At 66.6% G+C, this 17457-nt stretch carries 7 protein-coding genes, 1 tRNA gene and 3 rRNA genes; all 11 read right to left on the reverse strand.

Annotated features, from left to right (window positions below):
• Positions 1-57: 57 nt before the first annotated feature.
• The 11 genes from ACLBWP_RS15710 to ACLBWP_RS15760 all read right to left on the reverse strand — a co-directional run bounded on the left by ACLBWP_RS15710 (position 58) and on the right by ACLBWP_RS15760 (position 17275).
• A complete protein-coding gene (locus tag ACLBWP_RS15710; RefSeq protein WP_447655862.1) occupies positions 58-1098 on the reverse strand; it encodes a glycoside hydrolase family 16 protein in 1041 nt (346 codons plus the stop codon).
• The gene (locus ACLBWP_RS15715; protein ID WP_447655863.1) at positions 1080-3467 is read right to left on the reverse strand and encodes a DUF7402 domain-containing protein; all 2388 of its coding nucleotides are present in this window, start codon (positions 3465-3467) and stop codon (positions 1080-1082) included. The genes ACLBWP_RS15710 and ACLBWP_RS15715 overlap by 19 nt, the downstream gene beginning before the upstream one ends.
• Positions 3468-3504: 37 nt before the next feature.
• A complete protein-coding gene (locus ACLBWP_RS15720) occupies positions 3505-7059 on the reverse strand; it encodes a glycosyltransferase (RefSeq protein ID WP_447655864.1) in 3555 nt (1184 codons plus the stop codon).
• Entirely contained in the window at positions 7056-8027 is a 972-nt protein-coding gene (locus ACLBWP_RS15725) for a glycosyltransferase family 2 protein (RefSeq protein ID WP_243564447.1), read from the reverse strand. Before ACLBWP_RS15725 ends, ACLBWP_RS15720 begins: the two co-directional genes overlap by 4 nt.
• Positions 8024-8848, reverse strand: a complete 825-nt coding sequence (locus tag ACLBWP_RS15730; RefSeq protein ID WP_243564448.1) for a glycosyltransferase family 2 protein — start codon at positions 8846-8848, stop codon at positions 8024-8026. Before ACLBWP_RS15730 ends, ACLBWP_RS15725 begins: the two co-directional genes overlap by 4 nt.
• A gap of 383 nt (positions 8849-9231) precedes the next feature.
• Positions 9232-9306: transfer RNA gene (locus ACLBWP_RS15735), tRNA-Gln, on the reverse strand.
• Between the two features lie 44 nt (positions 9307-9350).
• On the reverse strand, positions 9351-10289 hold the full coding sequence (locus tag ACLBWP_RS15740; RefSeq protein ID WP_447655865.1) for an NAD(P)/FAD-dependent oxidoreductase: 939 nt from the start codon (positions 10287-10289) through the stop codon (positions 9351-9353).
• Positions 10290-10302: 13 nt separating this feature from the next.
• Complete coding sequence (gene gltX, locus ACLBWP_RS15745; RefSeq protein WP_447655866.1) at positions 10303-11790, reverse strand: glutamate--tRNA ligase; 1488 nt, start codon at positions 11788-11790, stop codon at positions 10303-10305.
• A 126-nt stretch (positions 11791-11916) separates the two neighbouring features.
• Positions 11917-12033 (reverse strand): 5S ribosomal RNA (gene rrf, locus ACLBWP_RS15750).
• 128 nt (positions 12034-12161) lie between these two features.
• A 23S ribosomal RNA gene (locus ACLBWP_RS15755) occupies positions 12162-15291 on the reverse strand.
• 462 nt (positions 15292-15753) lie between these two features.
• Positions 15754-17275: ribosomal RNA gene (locus ACLBWP_RS15760) — 16S ribosomal RNA — on the reverse strand.
• The 16S, 23S and 5S rRNA genes sit together here, the layout of an rRNA operon.
• Positions 17276-17457: the final 182 nt, after the last annotated feature.

The raw sequence follows: 17457 nt of genomic DNA on the forward strand, positions 1-17457 counted from the left end.
CACGTCTGAGACCGGCTGGCACGGCCAGCCGGTCTCGGACGTGGGGTGCGTCGCGGGTCAGCCCGTCTGGCGATCGGCGACGGTCCAGGTGCCCTGGTCCGGCACGGTCTCGCCCTCCGGCAGCGTCGCCGGCGGCTCGGCTCCCTGAGCCGGCACGTCGATGGTCATCCAGTCGATCAGCAGGGACCCTTCGGCGCTGCGGGGCGGACGCCCACCGATCGAGCCGGTCTGCACCACCAGGTGCATCTTCGACATCGGGATGCTCGAGGTCGTCGTGGCGACGACCGCGTCGTCGATCAGGAACGACATCCGCACCGGCGTCCACTCGATCGTGTAGGTGTGCCAGTCGGACAACGACGCCGGGGTCTCGTAGTGCACGCACTTCTGTGGCGGGTCCTCGAGGCAGTGCACGTTGAGCTGCGCCGCCGAGCCGAGGTTGCCCTCGGGGAAGTCGACCTCGCCCTGCGACCAGACGTTCTCGTCGCTCCAGAGCAGCATCGCCACGCCGTACCCGTCCACCCGGTCGCTCTTCATCCGCACGCTGTACCGGCCGGCGGTCTGCCCGCCCCACTGCCCGTCGATCAACGGGACGACCCCACCGGCGAGCGGTGTGCCGCCGGCGGTCGTCCGGAGCCGCATGTCGAGCATGCTGTCGTGCGCGCTCAGCGCCGACGCCGAGTAGCGGCCGGTCCCTGCGGTGTCGGCGAACCCGTGGTAGACGGAGAACCGGTCCTGGTAGGCGTCCTCGAACCCGCCCGTCGGGGTGTCCTTCGTGAAGTCCTCGGAGAACACCCGGTGCCATCCGGCGCCGTCGGTGGTCGGCATCACCACTCCGCTCGGGTCGGTCGGGTCGGTCCCCGCCGAGGTCGTCGCAACGGCGACGACACCGGCCACGACGACCATCGCGCCCACGGCGAGCGCGATGCGCCGTCGGGCGCGACCCGTCCGGTGTCCGTGTCCGCGTCCGTGTCGAGCGATCCCGTCGCCGTGGGCGGGTGCTGCGCCGTGGGCCGACGCCGCGTCGGCGTCCAGCCAGGCATCCTGCAGGTCGATCGGTCGGTCGACGACGTCATCGGGGGTCAGCTGGTCGCCGCCCACGCGCGCACCTCCGACAGCCCGGCGTTCTGCGTGCCGCTCGAGACCTTGGTGGCGGTGAACCGGACCCACGAGACCTTCCGGGCCGTGAAGTCGACGGTCAGCGGCCCACCGGCGTTGGGCAGGCTGCCGACGGTGACCTTCGACCCGTCGGAGAACGTCAGGGTCCCGGCGGTGATCTGGTCGGTGCTGTTCGGACGGTCGTACAGGACGACCCGCTTCAGGGACACCGGCGTGGTCCAGTCGAGCTGGAACCACGTCCCGGTCTTGCCGCCCGGTGCCACCCACTCGGCGCCCGGGTTGGCGGGGTAGCCGGACAGGACACCGTCGACGGCCTTGGCCGCGGTCTGGCCGTCCGCCGGGTTGTCCTTGACCGCCGAGGGCTTCGCCGCGCTGGTCACGTCGGTGAGCGTCGGGGTCGGCGTGGGCGTCGGGGTCGGGGTCGGCGTCGGCGTCGGGGTCGGGGTGGGCGTCGGCGTGGGCGTCGGGGTCGGCGTGGGCGTCGGCGTCGGCGTCGGCGTCGGCGTCGGCGTCGGCGTCGGCGTCGGCGTCGGCGTCGGCGTCGGCGTCGGCGTCGGCGTCGGCGTCACGGTCGTGCCTGCCGGGGCGAACGCCTGGATCTCCGCCAGACCGATGTTCTCGGTCGACGAGCTCACCGAGGTCACCGTGAACCGCACCCACGTCACCTGGCGCGCACTGAACGTGACGGGTTGCAGTCCGCCACCGTTCGGCAGCGCCGGCACGGACACGCTCGAGCCGTCCGAGAACGTCAGCGTGCCACCGAGCACCTGGTCGGCCGTGTTGGGGCGGTCGGCCAGCCGCACCTCGGACAGGGTCGTCCCCGACGCCCACCCGAGCTGGATCCACGTGCCGGCCCTGCCGTTCGGCGCGACCCACTCCGCGGACGAGTTCGCCGGGTACCCGCTGACGACACCGTCGACCGCCTTCGCAGCGGTCTGCCCGTCGGCCGGATTGTCGGCGCTCACCGTGACGGTGGCGGCCTTGGTCACCTCGACCGGGGTCGTCGTCACCGGCGGTGTCGGGACGGTCGTGCCGGACGGCCCGAACGCACGGATCTCGGAGAGCCCGACGTTCTGCGTCGACGCGCTGACCGACGTCACCGTGAACCGTGCCCACGTCACCGGTCGCGCACTGAACGTGACCGCCTGCAGACCGCCGCCGTTCGACAGCGACGGCACCGCGACACTCGACCCGTCGGAGAACGTCAGGGTCCCGCCGGTCACCTGGTCGGCGGCGTTCGGGCGGTCGGCCAGCCGGACCTCGGACAGTGTCGTGCCCGACGCCCACCCGAGCTGGATCCACGTGCCCACCCCGCCGTTCGGCGCGACCCACTCCGCCGAGGGCGCGTCCGGGTAGCCGCTGACGACACCGTCGACCGCCTTCGCGGCGGTCTGCCCGTCGGCGGCGTTCTCCGCACTCGCGGTGACGGTCGCCCCGGCGGTCACGTCCACGGCCGTGGAGGCCGGGGGTGCGGTGACCGTCGACCCTGCGGTGTACTCGCGGCTGAGCCACTGGGGTTCGGGCCGGTCGCCGCAGGACGCGTACGAGCTGCAGGTCAGGAAGTCGGAGGGCGCGTAGGTGAAGAACGTGTCGGCCTTGGCGCTCGTCTCGGCCGCGGTCAGGTTCGACGGCCGGTCGGCGATCGGGTAGCCCATGTACCCGGTGAAGTCGTGTGACCCGGTGTACTGCTGCTGCACCTGGTCGGTCAGGTACGCGACCGTGTGGTGGTCGCTGTGGTCGCCGTCTCCGTAGGTGCCCACGTTGTCCAGGCTGTGGATGTGGTTCGGCTTCGTCAGCTGGATCAGGCCGAGGATCGTCGCCCGGAGCTGGTCGAGCGTGTACGTCTCGGCGTGGTCCGCGTCGGGCACCGTCGTGATGGAGTTCGCGTAGCCCAGGTAGACCTGCTGCAGGCTCTGGTAGCCGTCACCCCAGAAGCCGTTCCCCTCGACGTTGCCGTCCGGCAGCTCCATGAACACCAGGCTGATGCGGGGTGCGGTCGACAGGGTCTCGGTCCGGAGCGTGTGTCCGGCGACGACCGTGTCGCTCGCGACCCACGTCGACGTCACACCGGCCATCTGCGCGTACGCGGCCATGAGTCCCTGCTGACGGCTCTGCCAGTACCACTTCGGGTAGCCGGCGTCACCCGCGGTGACGACGACGGAGCGCACGCACTGGTTGCCCGTGATCGCCTTCCGCAGTGCGGTCCCCTGGAAGAGCAGGTCGTCGTCCGGGTGCGCGATCATGCTGAGCACGGAGCCCGCGCTGCAGTCGGGCGTGGCCGCGACGGCGGACTGCGCGGCCAGACCGCCCAGCGTGCCGACCACGGTGGCCACGACGGCCGCGGCGGACACGGCGATGGTCCGCCATGTCCGCCGCGACCGGCGTGGGTCAGCGTGCGCCAAGACGCACCCCCGCCTGTGTCAGTTCGTACGACACCGTGGTCCCCGAGGACCACACCGGCTTCCAGTAGGGCGAATCGGCCATGGCTGCTGCGAGTTCCTGGTAGTGGGCATCGGTCTGGTAGCCGTACCGCTCGCCGTAGGCACCGAACGGCTCGGCGACCAGGGCGTAGTACTTCGTCGCCGGGACCGTGCCGACGAGCTTGCGGGTGATGTCGGCGACGTCCTTCGCGGCGTCGTACGTGCCGGTCGGGTCCTGGTACTTCACCAGGGCCTCCCGGGTCAGGTAGGACACGTCGAAGTACCGGGCGCCGGTGTTGCTCGGCACCGCGATCGCCGAGCCGGTCAGCAGCATGACGGAGCCCTTGGGGGCCGTCTGGTCGTACCGCTGCGTGGCTGCGGACTCGCTCCGCGTGGGCACGCGGTTCCAGTCGAGCGCGGTCTGCCCGAACGCACCGATCGCGACGAGCGCCGCGACGCCGACGCCGGCGACGGCGACCCGGACGACGGCGGGGCGCATGGCGCTCCGCGTCAGCGAGCCGACCCAGGCCAGGCGACCGGTGGGCGACGGCAGTCCTGCGGCCAGGATCGCGATCCACGGGGTGGCGAACAGGACGACGCGGAAGATGCCCTCCTGGCCGTAGTTGGTCGCGACCAGCAGCGAGATCGGGCTGGCCGCGGCGACCAGCAGCGCCCAGTGGACCCGATCACGGCGCAGCAGGACGGTGACCAGGGCGATGAGGCCCAGGACCACGAGCGCGGCGGCGGGGACGTCGAACGCCAGCCGTGTGACGAGCGGCTGCGGCAGGACCGTCGAGTCGTGCGACGGCGGCTGCACGTTCTGCAGCACCTTGCCGACGGCGCCGAGCGACAGGAACTTGTCGAGCACGCTGCCGTTGAGCAGCGCGAAGACCACGGCCGGCACCAGGACGACGAGCGGCAGCCACCACGGTCGCGCCAGCTTGAACACGACGAGCACCACGAGTGCCGCGACGGTCAGGTAGGGCGAGATCTGGTGCGTCACGGCCAGCACGATGCTGATCGCGCCGATCGCGATGACGTGCGACAGGGGCGTCTTCCGGGCCCGCGGCTTCGCAGCGACGGTGTCACCTGCCGGCACGGTGCCCGTGTTCCGCAGCGGACCGGTGGCGAGCACGAGGATCACGATCGACAGCAGGATGCCGACGGACTGCGGCGAGAAGTACGTGGTGTTGAGCGAGCCGGTCATCGCGGTCAGGAAGGCCGCGATCCACGGACGTCGGGTGCCCGGCAGCCAGTTCGACGCCAGCACACCCACACCGATGACGGTGGCGAAGGCCAGCAGCACGGGGACCCATGCGGCGATGAGCATCGCGTTCACGATCCCGGCGACGTCGGCGACCCAGGCCCCGCCGGCGAACAGGCCGGACCAGGTCTGGAAGATGTCCGCCGCGGGGTTCGTCCCGCCCCAGCGGCGGATGTACTCGAGCACACCGACGTGGCGCGCAGCGGCCATGACGGTCGGCATGCCGTAGGTGATGGCCTGCGCCAGCTGGATGGTCCCACCGAGCACGACCACGGGCGCCGCGACGCCCACACCGCGGACGAGTGCGATGACGGCGGCGGCGACGACGACCGCGAGACCGACGACCAGGCCGGGGCCCAGCGAGCCGAACAGCCCGTCGCGCACGGGGTCCCCCATGTGGGTGAGCGCCGTGACGACCACGATGACCAGGCCGACCAGGGACATCGCCGTGGCGTTCGTGGTGTCCCACACGGCGCGGGCCAGCTCGACGAAGGGCACCAGGTTCGCGCGCCGGAGTTCGGCCACGTCCCGCGGCACCGCGACGGCGAGGGCCAGCGCGGTCAGCACGACGACGGCGACGAAGGGCACGACGGGTTCCCAGATGTGGGCGGTTGCCATCGTGTAGCCGATCGCGATCGTCCCGACGAGCGATCCGGACACCGCCAGCACGGCGAACCGGGCCAGGGGCATCGGTCGCAGCAGCAGCAGCGGCGCGACGCCGAGCAGGGCGAACAGGAAGACCGCGACGGCGCTCGCGCGCAGCGTCGGCAGACCGGCCAGACTGCCGACCGCCGCGGTGAGCAGGGTCAGGGTGACGAGCGCCGCGGCGGCGAGCCGCGCGAGCGGGCCCATCGCGTTGCCGGTCACCAGGCGCGCCGGTCCGGCGGATTCCAGGCCACGCCGCAGCTCGTGTCGACCGCCGGCCGTGCGGTCGATCGTGCCCGCACCCCCCATCCGCTCACGCAGGGTGAGGAAGGGGGCCGCCAGGACCCCGCGACGCTCGACACCACGCAGGCGACGCCGGGTCGCCGCGAACTCGCTGTCCACCACGTCGAGCGCCCCGGTCGACGTGACGCCGTCCGCCGTCTCGGCACGGTCGCTGTGCTCGAGCCCGAGTCGCGCGAAGGCGGACAGGGCGTCGGGGGCAGCGTCGAGCGATGCGGCGAGCGTGTCGCGGTCGAGGGCGTTCTTGGTCATCCATGCTCCGAGTCCGTGGCCGTTCGCGCTCGCGGCTCGGCGCAACGACGCGACGTCGTCCGCCGATCGCTGCCACGCGATGGCGGCCGGTTCGACCGCGATCGCGGAACCCGCGAAGAGCAGTCGGGTGAAGAGGTCGAGGTCGTCGCCGCCACCGACGCGGGTGCCCGGCCCGAAGGCGGTGTCGAACCCGCCGATCCGCAGGACGGTCGCACGTCGGACGGCCAGGTTCGCGCCGGTGCCGTAGGCGGACGCGGCGAAGGGGTGCAGCGGCAGGTCGTCCGGGGTGTCCTCGAGCCGGAAGACACGGCGGCGGATCGTCCGGGCGGCCGGCGTGCGGTCGTCGTGCCAGCGCTGCGTCGGCGTGCGGAGCTCGGCGCTCGGCACCAGCCCGGTCACGCAGGCGACCTCGGGGTCGGCGGCGAAGGCGGTGGCGATGGCGTCGAGCCACCCTGCGTCCACGATCGCGCCCTCGTCGACGAACGCGACGACGTCCCCCGTGGCGGCCAGCAGTCCGGCGTTGCGCGCGGCGGCGAGCCCGCCGTCCGGGGCCGCGACCGTGGTGACGCGGCGGTCCTCGATCGTGACGACCGTGCTGTCCCCCGCCTCGGCGGCGTGCGACACCACGACGACGTCGAAGTCGTCGTACCGGCAGGCCAGGACCGAACGCATCGTGTCACTCGAAGCGCCGTCGGTGCAGAGCACGACGGTCACCGACGGCAGCACCTGATCTGCTGCCGGCAGTGCCGGGGTCGGACGGATCGCGGGGGTGGCCATCGGCCGGATCGCCCGCTGGAGGGCCCGGACGTCGATGGTCGCGCCGATGCGCCGGCGCTCGGTCACCTCGGCCTCGACGAACCCGAGCGGTTCGCCGTGGTCACGGACGAGCAGGCGGGCACGACGGTACCCCTCGGCACCGTCGAGGGCGATGACGTCGCGGTGGCTCGACGCGTGGACGTCCGCACGGTCGACCTCGCCGACCCACAGGGCGCCGTCCCACGTGGGGAACAGCGGCCCGGTGACGATCGGCGAGACGACCATCGCGAGGGTGGCGCGGGTCACGGTGCACCCACGCGTTGTGCCGGTGCTGCGACCGGCGTCGGAGCCGCGACGACGACCCCGCCCAGGAACCGGCCGACGGCGTAGCCGATCGCCGTGCCGAGCACGGTCGTGACGATCGCGACCGCGCGGGTCCCGCCGCCACGGCCGAGTCCGCGCAGTTCGCGCAGCAGGGCCTTCGGCAGCACCGTCGTCAGGTACGTCGACTCGCTCGACAGCGAGTCCTTGGCACCGACCCGGCGGCTCAGGACCGCCTTGGAGATGCCCTCGTAGTAGCTGCGACGACGGACGTAGCGCATGGTGACGCGGTCCGGCGAGACGCGGTGCGACACGTTCGACCGCGGCTCGAAGCGGATGCGCGCGGACGGGTCGGCCTGCGCGATGCGGATGCAGAGCTCCGTCTCCTCGCAGCCGAGCGGCTGGTTGCCGACGCGGCCGATGCCGGACCGGAACCCGCCTGCGGCCAGCAGCACGTCACGGCGGAAGGCCATGCTCGAACCGATCACGTTGCGGACGTCCTCGGCTCCGGTGGGCAGTCCGGTGTAGCTGCATCCGACGATCCAGAGCAGTTCGTCCGGGTACGGGCCGGCGCCGGTCGTGGTGGGCCACGACGGGGTCGCACGACCGCCGACGCCGACCACCGACGGCAGTGCCAGGGCCTCGACCAGGTGCGCGAGCCACTCGTCGTCCGCCGTCGCGTCGTCGTCGAGGAACGCCACGACGTCCGACTCGGCCAGGGCGACGCCGGTGTTCCGGGCGCCGGACAGGCCGCGGTCCTCGGAGTTCTCCACCACGCGCAGCTCGGGCCAGCGGGCCTTGGCGCGCAGGAGGAGCTCGGGCTCGTGGTCGATCACGACGATGACCTCGGTCGCGTGGGGCTGCCGCTTCGCCGACTCGACCGAGTCCTGCAGGTCGCCCCACCGCAGCTGGGTGTACGCGCAGATGACGACCGCGACGGTCGGCGCGCTCACGCGGCTTCCTCGTCGAGCGCCGGGACGGCGGTCGGCACGGAGCGGGTCGTCACGGGAGCCAGGCGGGCCCGGGCCTGCGCCGCGGCAGCACGACGGCGCTCGTGCATGATCGACTTGAGCACGCGGATGCCGTCGGTGATCGCGTTGAGGTTGCTGGAACCGTGCACGCGGAGCTTCTCGTGGCTCGGGACCTCGGAGATCGCCAGGTCGGCGGAGGACCAGCGGCAGGTCAGGATCGTCTCGATCTCGAACCCGTCACCCCACAGCATCGACCCGTCGGACGGCTTCGGCAGCGTCGACGACAGCAGCCCGATCTTCGGCAGGGTGTCCGCCCAGAACGCGTTGTAGCCGTAGCAGAGGTCCGTGTAGCTGGCGCGGAGCAGGACGTTGCTGACCATGTTCAGGCCGCGGTTCCCCAGGCTGCGGACGATCGTGATGTCGTCACTGCCACCGCCGAGTGCGTAGCGGGTGCCCTTGGCCACGTCGGCGCCGGCGACCAGCGCGTCGACGAAGCGCGGGATCTCGTCGGGGTCGGCGGAGCAGTCGGCGTCGAACATGACGACGACGTCGCCGGTGACGGCTTCGAACCCGCAGACGAGGGCGTTGCCCTTGCCCTTGCGGGTCTGCTGCACGACCTTGATCGTGGGCATCAGGCGCTGGGCGGTCGCGATGGTGTCGTCGACCGAGTTGCCGTCGACGAGGATCACCTCGTACACCGGTGGCAGCTTCGGGAGGATGATCTCGAGGTTCCTCGCTTCGTTGCGTGCGGGGATGACGACCGAGACGCGCGGGTCCAGGGGACGGATCGTGCTGGCGGACATGGTGCTCCTGTCGGGTTCAGGGCTGCAATCGGGAGGGGCAGTCAGGGCGACGGCCGATGGTCCATCAGTGATGAGGACCGGACGCGGGTACGTCAGCTGCGGTGCGCGGCGGTGAGGGTGCACCGCCGTTCCCGTCCAGAGCGGGGGTACGCCGCTCCCTGGGGATTCCCACCCTCGCGGGGGTGGGCGGAGCGGTCAATGCGATCCGGGGTCCATTGCGGGACGACCACGGCGGATACGGAAACCCGCAACCACGCAGCGGGGCCGGACAGGAGGCCCGGCGCGGCTCCGTCACGCGCGCTCGGCTCCACGCCCCAGTGGGGACGGCACCAATGGGTACGCGAAAGGCCCCCGGGATGCATCCCGGGGGCCTTCCGTCAGTCTGGCTGGGGTACCTGGACTCGAACCAAGAACGACGGTACCAGAAACCGCTGTGTTGCCAATTACACCATACCCCAAGAGGCCGTTCGGCCTCGTGCCCCGCGATCCGGGGCACGGTCAATTACTGTACAGCATCCCGGAGGTCCTCGAGACCACCGACCAGGTCGCGGTGGACCGCTGCGGCGGTGAGCGCGCCGTGACCGGCCGCGACGATGAGCTGTTCCGGGCCGGGTGGGGTGACGTCACCGACGGCGTAGATCCCGGGAGCGCTCGTGCGGCCCGAGCGGTCGACCACGACCAACCCCTCGGCGTCGCGATCGAGCGCCACCGTGACCCAGTCGAGGTCGGCGTGCCACGTCGGTCGCACGAACCCACCCGTGCGGGGCTCCACGTGCCCGTCCGCCAGGCGGACACCGGTCATGCCGGACCGGTCCCCCTCGAGGTCGGCGACGGGCCGCTCGTCGACGCGGACGCCCGCCCGCACCAGTCGCTCGCGCCCGGCGTCGTCGAGGGGGGCGACCCCGTTCGTGTAGACCACCAGGTCGTCCGTCCACGACGCCACCAGCAGCGCCCGGTCGACGACGTCGGCGGTCTCGCACACGAATGCCAGCGGCTGTCCGGCCTTGTCGTAACCGTCGCACTCCACGCAGCTGTGGACCGCGGTGCCGTAGAACGCGCGGAGCGACGGCAGCGCCGGGAACTCCTCGCGCAGCCCCGTGGCGATCACGACGGTGCGTGCCCGTGCGGAGACCTCGGCGCCGCGCCAGGCGCCGTGCACGAGGAACCCGTCGTCAGCCCGCTCGACCCGGTCGACGAACGCCTGGACGACCGTGGCCTCCGGGTACCCCTCGACCTCGAGCCGCCCGAGCTTCCGGAGCTCGAGCGGGGAGATGCCGTCGCGCGTCAGGAACCCGTGCGAGCGCAGTGTCGCGGCGTTCCGTGGGCGGTTGGCGTCGACCAGCAGCACCCGGCGCTTCGCCCGCACCAGGTTGAGCGCGGCGCTGAGGCCGGCCGGCCCCGCGCCGATCACCGCGACGTCGTACTGCTCGTGGTCGGTCATCGTGCGTGGCAGCTCAGCGAGCCGCGAGGGCGCGCAGTCGGACCAGGGTGGAGTCCTTGCCGAGGATCTCCATCGACTCGAACAGGGGCGGGCTGATGCGCCGACCGGAGACGGCCACCCGCAGCGGTCCGAACGCGACACGGGGCTTCAGTCCCAGGTCGTCGATCAAGGCGGTGCGGAGCGCCGCTTCGATCGGGGCGGTCTGCCAGTCCTCCAGCCCCTCGAGCGCGGTGATGCCGGCCGCGAGCACCGGTGCGGTGTCGCCCTTGAGGCTGGCCAGCGCGTCGTCCTCGACCACCAGGTCGGCGTCGGCGGTGAACAGGAAGCCGAGCATGCCCGGTGCTTCACCGAGCAGTTGCATGCGTTCCTGGACCAGAGGGGCAGCGAGTTCGAGCACGCGCTCCTGCTCGGGGGTCGCCGGGTCGGCCAGGAAGGCCGTCAGGTACGGCTTCAGCCGGCCGCGGAAGTCCGCGGCGTCGAGCAGGCGGATGTGGTCGCCGTTGATCGCCTCGGCCTTCTTGTGGTCGAACCGGGCCGGGTTCGGGTTGACGTCGACGACGTCGAACGCGGCGATCATCTCGTCGGTCGAGAACACGTCGCGGTCCGGGCCGATCGACCACCCGAGCAGTGCCAGGTAGTTGATGAGCCCCTCGGGGATCATGCCGTTCGCACGGTGGTGGAACAGGTTGGACTCGGGATCGCGCTTCGAGAGCTTCTTGTTGCCGTCGCCCATCACGAACGGCAGGTGCCCGAACACCGGGATGAACCCGGTCAGCCCGATCTCGAACAGTGCCTCGTACAGCGCGATCTGGCGCGGTGTCGACGACAGCAGGTCCTCGCCACGCAGGACGTGCGTGATGCCCATCAGGGCGTCGTCGAGGGGGTTCGTGAACGTGTACAGCGGCTTGCCGTTCGGGCGAACCACCACGAAGTCCGGGAAGGTGCCCTGCTTGAACGTGATCTCGCCGCGCACCAGGTCGTGGAACCTGAGGTCGCGGTCCGGCACACGCAGCCGGAGCGCCGGCTGACGCCCCTGGTCGCGGAACGCCTGGCGCTCGGCGTCGGTCAGGTCGCGCTCGTGGTTGTCGTAGCCCTGCTTCGGGTCACGGCCGGCGGCGACGTTGCGCGCTTCCATCTCCTCGGGGGTGACGAAGGACTCGTACACGTGACCCGACGCCTGCAGCTTGCCGATGACGTCCTGGTAGAGGTCGGTGCGCTCCGACTGCCGGTACGGTCCGTGGGGACCACCGACCTCGACGCCCTCGTCCCAGTCGAGCTCGAGCCACCGCAGGGCCTCGATGAGCTGCTGGTAGGACTCCTCGGAGTCGCGGGCGGCGTCGGTGTCCTCGATGCGGAAGACGAGCTTGCCGCCGGTGTGCCGCGCGTACGCCCAGTTGAAGAGCGCCGTGCGGACGAGCCCGACGTGCGGCGTGCCGGTCGGTGACGGGCAGAAACGGACACGGACATCGGAGCCGGTGGCGGTGGTGAATGGCGCAGTCATGACGCCCACGATCCTACCGTGACCGCTTCGGTCCCCCGGGGTTCTGCCCACATCTGTGGAAGGCCCCTGGAACGCAGAAAACCCCTGACCAGTGAAGGTCAGGGGTTTCCTGGTGTTGCACGTTGAGTCCGGCGGCGTCCTACTCTCCCACAAGGTCCCCCTTGCAGTACCATCGGCGCTGAGAGGCTTAGCTTCCGGGTTCGGAATGTGACCGGGCGTTTCCCTCTCGCTATGACCACCGGAACACTGTCGACCATGAACGGTCTCAAACAGGCTCCGCCGTATGCGAAGTATTCAGTTTGATTCCCGATCGTCTGTCGGGAACCACAAAGTGGACGCGAGCCCCACACCAAGGTGTGGGAAATAATTGTGTTGTCAAGTCTTCGGCTTATTAGTACCGGTCAGCTCCACGGGTCGTTAGTCCCCGCTTCCACATCCGGCCTATCAACCCAGTAGTCTGCTGGGAGCCTCTCACACTCAAGGTGCATGGAAATCTCATCTCGAAGACGGCTTCCCGCTTAGATGCTTTCAGCGGTTATCCGGTCCGAACGTAGCTAATCAGCGGTGCCCTTGGCAGAACAACTGACACACCAGAGGTTCGTCCATCCCGGTCCTCTCGTACTAGGGATAGATCTTCTCAAATTTCCAACGCGCGCAGCGGATAGGGACCGAACTGTCTCACGACGTTCTAAACCCAGCTCGCGTACCGCTTTAATGGGCGAACAGCCCAACCCTTGGGACCTACTCCAGCCCCAGGATGCGACGAGCCGACATCGAGGTGCCAAACCATGCCGTCGATATGGACTCTTGGGCAAGATCAGCCTGTTATCCCCGAGGTACCTTTTATCCGTTGAGCGACAGCGCTTCCACAAGCCACTGCCGGATCACTAGTCCCGACTTTCGTCCCTGCTCGACCTGTCAGTCTCACAGTCAAGCTCCCTTGTGCACTTACACTCGCCACCTGATTGCCAACCAGGTTGAGGGAACCTTTGGGCGCCTCCGTTACTCTTTGGGAGGCAACCGCCCCAGTTAAACTACCCATCAGGCACTGTCCATGAACCCGATCAGGGTCCTACGTTAGACATCCAAAGTGACCAGAGTGGTATTTCAACAATGACTCCACGAACACTAGCGTGCCCGCTTCACAGTCTCCCACCTATCCTACACAAGCCACTCCGAACACCAATACCAAACTGTAGTAAAGGTCACGGGGTCTTTCCGTCCTGCTGCGCGTAACGAGCATCTTTACTCGTAGTGCAATTTCGCCGAGTTCGCGGTTGAGACAGCTGGGAAGTCGTTACGCCATTCGTGCAGGTCGGAACTTACCCGACAAGGAATTTCGCTACCTTAGGATGGTTATAGTTACCACCGCCGTTTACTGGGGCTTAAATTCAGAGCTTCGCCCAAAGGCTAACCCCTCCTCTTAACCTTCCAGCACCGGGCAGGCGTCAGTCCGTATACATCGTCTTGCGACTTCGCACGGACCTGTGTTTTTAGTAAACAGTCGCTTCCCACTGGTCTCTGCGGCCTTCAACGCTCACGGAGCAAAGTCCGGTCACGTGTCCGGCCCCCCTTCTCCCGAAGTTACGGGGGCATTTTGCCGAGTTCCTTAACCACGATTATCTCGATCTCCTTGGTATTCTCTACCTGACCACCTGAGTCGGTTTCGGGTACGGGCGGCTGCAACCTCGCGTCGATGCTTTTCTCGGCAGCATAGGATCACTGATTTCCCCTTGACGGGTACGCGTCGGATCTCAGGCGTACAGACGACGGATTTGCCTATCGTCAGCCCTACATCCTTACACCAGGTTCACCTTACGGATACCATCGCCTGGCTCAGCTACCTTCCTGCGTCACACCTGTTCATACGCTAACCGCACCAGCATGGGGTCGAGCGTTAGACCGGCCACCATCACCCCGAAGGGATCCGGATGTGCCGGGTTAGGACTCTTAGCACCACTGGATTAGCTTGGGCGGTTGTTCGCCGGTACGGGAATATCAACCCGTTGTCCATCGACTACGCCTGTCGGCCTCGCCTTAGGTCCCGACTTACCCAGGGCGGATTAACCTGGCCCTGGAACCCTTGGTCTTTCGGAGGACGGGTTTCTCACCCGTCTTTCGCTACTCATGCCTGCATTCTCACTCGTGTAGCGTCCACGGCTGGATCACTCCGCCGCTTCACTCGCCACACGACGCTCTCCTACCACTCCGCACGACTGAACCACGAAGGCTTGTCGAGTGTGCGAAATCTACAACTTCGGCGGTGTGCTTGAGCCCCGTTACATTGTCGGCGCGGAATCACTTGACCAGTGAGCTATTACGCACTCTTTCAAGGGTGGCTGCTTCTAAGCCAACCTCCTGGTTGTCTGTGCAACTCCACATCCTTTCCCACTTAGCACACGCTTAGGGGCCTTAGTTGGTAGTCTGGGTTGTTTCCCTCTCGACGATGAAGCTTATCCCCCACCGTCTCACTGCTGCGCTCTCACTCACCGGCATTCGGAGTTTGGCTGACGTCAGTAACCTGTTGAGGCCCATCGGCCATCCAGTAGCTCTACCTCCGGCGAGAAACACGCAACGCTGCACCTAAATGCATTTCGGAGAGAACCAGCTATCACGAAGTTTGATTGGCCTTTCACCCCTATCCACAGCTCATCCCCTCCATTTTCAACTGAAGTGGGTTCGGTCCTCCACGACGTCTTACCGTCGCTTCAACCTGGCCATGGATAGATCACTTCGCTTCGGGTCTAGGACATGCGACTGAATCGCCCTATTCAGACTCGCTTTCGCTACGGCTGCCCCACACGGGTTAACCTCGCCACATATCACTAACTCGCAGGCTCATTCTTCAAAAGGCACGCCGTCACATCAACAAGGATGCTCCGACGGTTTGTAAGCAAACGGTTTCAGGTACTATTTCACTCCCCTCCCGGGGTACTTTTCACCTTTCCCTCACGGTACTTGTCCGCTATCGGTCATCTGGGAGTATTTAGGCTTATCAGGTGGTCCTGACAGATTCACACGGGATTTCTCGGGCCCCGTGCTACTTGGGATACACATCCGGCCATAACACCATTTCGTCTACGGGGCTGGCACCCACTACGGCCCGGCTTTCAAACCGGTTCGACTATGATGCGCTGTAACCGCCCCAGTCCGGCAGAACTGAGTGACGTGTCCCACAACCCCGACCATGCAACGCCCGCCGGCTATCACACATGATCGGTTTAGCCTCATCCGCTTTCGCTCGCCACTACTCACGGAATCACATGTTGTTTTCTCTTCCTGTGGGTACTGAGATGTTTCACTTCCCCACGTTCCCTCTACCCGCCCTATATATTCAGGCGGGAGTCACCAGGTCACAAAAGCGCCTGGCGGGGTTTCCCCATTCGGAAATCCTCGGCTCACAGCTCGATTATCAGCTCCCCGAGGCTTATCGCAGATTTCTACGTCCTTCTTCGGCTCCAGATGCCAAGGCATCCACCGTTTGCTCTTAGAAACTTGACCACAAAGATTAAAATTGCGATCCAACGCCACACCAACCACCACCCCGAAAGGTGAAGCCGGTCATGACGCGAATCTAAAGATGCTCGCGTCCACTGTGTAGTTCTCAACATACGATCGGCACCGCACTCCACCACAACCAACCGGTCATGGCTTCACACGGCCCACCGAAGGACACCCACAGATCATCACGACCCGTGGCCCAACCCTGGCAACCCGAAGATCACCAGCAGCCTGGTCCCTCAGGACCCAACAACGTGCATCAGCCAGCAACTCCACCTACGACCCGTCCCAACCGAACCCCGCAAAGGAGCCTGGCGTACTGAGGTCGGAAGCATCACTCCCAACTGCACTGTCAATGTTCCACCCATGAGCTACCCGTCGGACACGTTCGGTCCGAACCGGGCGCCTGAACCCAAACCCCCACCACATGACGCGGTGGAACCTGAGCCAGATGCTCCTTAGAAAGGAGGTGATCCAGCCGCACCTTCCGGTACGGCTACCTTGTTACGACTTAGTCCTAATCACCGATCCCACCTTCGACGGCTCCTTCCACAAGGGTTAGGCCACCGGCTTCGGGTGTTACCGACTTTCATGACTTGACGGGCGGTGTGTACAAGGCCCGGGAACGTATTCACCGCAGCGTTGCTGATCTGCGATTACTAGCGACTCCGACTTCATGAGGTCGAGTTGCAGACCTCAATCCGAACTGAGACCGGCTTTTTGGGATTCGCTCCACCTTACGGTATCGCAGCCCTTTGTACCGGCCATTGTAGCATGCGTGAAGCCCAAGACATAAGGGGCATGATGATTTGACGTCATCCCCACCTTCCTCCGAGTTGACCCCGGCAGTCTCCTATGAGTCCCCGGCATAACCCGCTGGCAACATAGAACGAGGGTTGCGCTCGTTGCGGGACTTAACCCAACATCTCACGACACGAGCTGACGACAACCATGCACCACCTGTACACCGACCACAAGGGGGCGACCATCTCTGGCCGTTTCCGGTGTATGTCAAGCCTTGGTAAGGTTCTTCGCGTTGCATCGAATTAATCCGCATGCTCCGCCGCTTGTGCGGGCCCCCGTCAATTCCTTTGAGTTTTAGCCTTGCGGCCGTACTCCCCAGGCGGGGCGCTTAATGCGTTAGCTACGACACAGAAACCGTGGAAAGGTCCCTACATCTAGCGCCCAACGTTTACGGCATGGACTACCAGGGTATCTAATCCTGTTCGCTCCCCATGCTTTCGCTCCTCAGCGTCAGTTACGGCCCAGAGATCTGCCTTCGCCATCGGTGTTCCTCCTGATATCTGCGCATTCCACCGCTACACCAGGAATTCCAATCTCCCCTACCGCACTCTAGTCTGCCCGTACCCACTGCAAGCCCGAGGTTGAGCCTCGGGATTTCACAGCAGACGCGACAAACCGCCTACGAGCTCTTTACGCCCAATAATTCCGGACAACGCTTGCACCCTACGTATTACCGCGGCTGCTGGCACGTAGTTAGCCGGTGCTTTTTCTGCAGGTACCGTCACTTTCGCTTCTTCCCTACTAAAAGAGGTTTACAACCCGAAGGCCGTCATCCCTCACGCGGCGTTGCTGCATCAGGCTTTCGCCCATTGTGCAATATTCCCCACTGCTGCCTCCCGTAGGAGTCTGGGCCGTGTCTCAGTCCCAGTGTGGCCGGTCACCCTCTCAGGCCGGCTACCCGTCGTCGCCTTGGTGAGCCATTACCTCACCAACAAGCTGATAGGCCGCGAGTCCATCCCCAACCAAAAAATCTTTCCACCACCAGACCATGCGGCCAGTGATCATATCCAGTATTAGACGTCGTTTCCAACGCTTATCCCAGAGTCAGGGGCAGGTTACTCACGTGTTACTCACCCGTTCGCCACTAATCAACCCAGCAAGCTGGGCATCATCGTTCGACTTGCATGTGTTAAGCACGCCGCCAGCGTTCGTCCTGAGCCAGGATCAAACTCTCCGTAAAAAATTACAGACCCGACACCCGAAAGCATCAGACCGAGTTGATCTTGACTGTTGACTGTCTACTGACAATCTTCAATCCAAAAGGAATTGTCTCCGACTCGACCAGCAAGCTGACCGAGCACGGGGTCAATAAATTGGCATTGACAATGTGCACGCTGTTGAGTTCTCAAGGACCAGACGCAC

Source organism: Microbacterium sp. M1A1_1b, from assembly GCF_053345565.1.

Excerpts from the sequence above, each read along its gene's own strand:
- gltX (WP_447655866.1), bottom strand. The coding sequence starts at position 11,790 with ATGACTGCGCCATTCACCACCGCCACCGGCTCCGATGTCCGTGTCCGT.
- ACLBWP_RS15740 (WP_447655865.1), bottom strand. The coding sequence starts at position 10,289 with ATGACCGACCACGAGCAGTACGACGTCGCGGTGATCGGCGCGGGGCCG.
- ACLBWP_RS15730 (WP_243564448.1), bottom strand. The coding sequence starts at position 8,848 with ATGTCCGCCAGCACGATCCGTCCCCTGGACCCGCGCGTCTCGGTCGTC.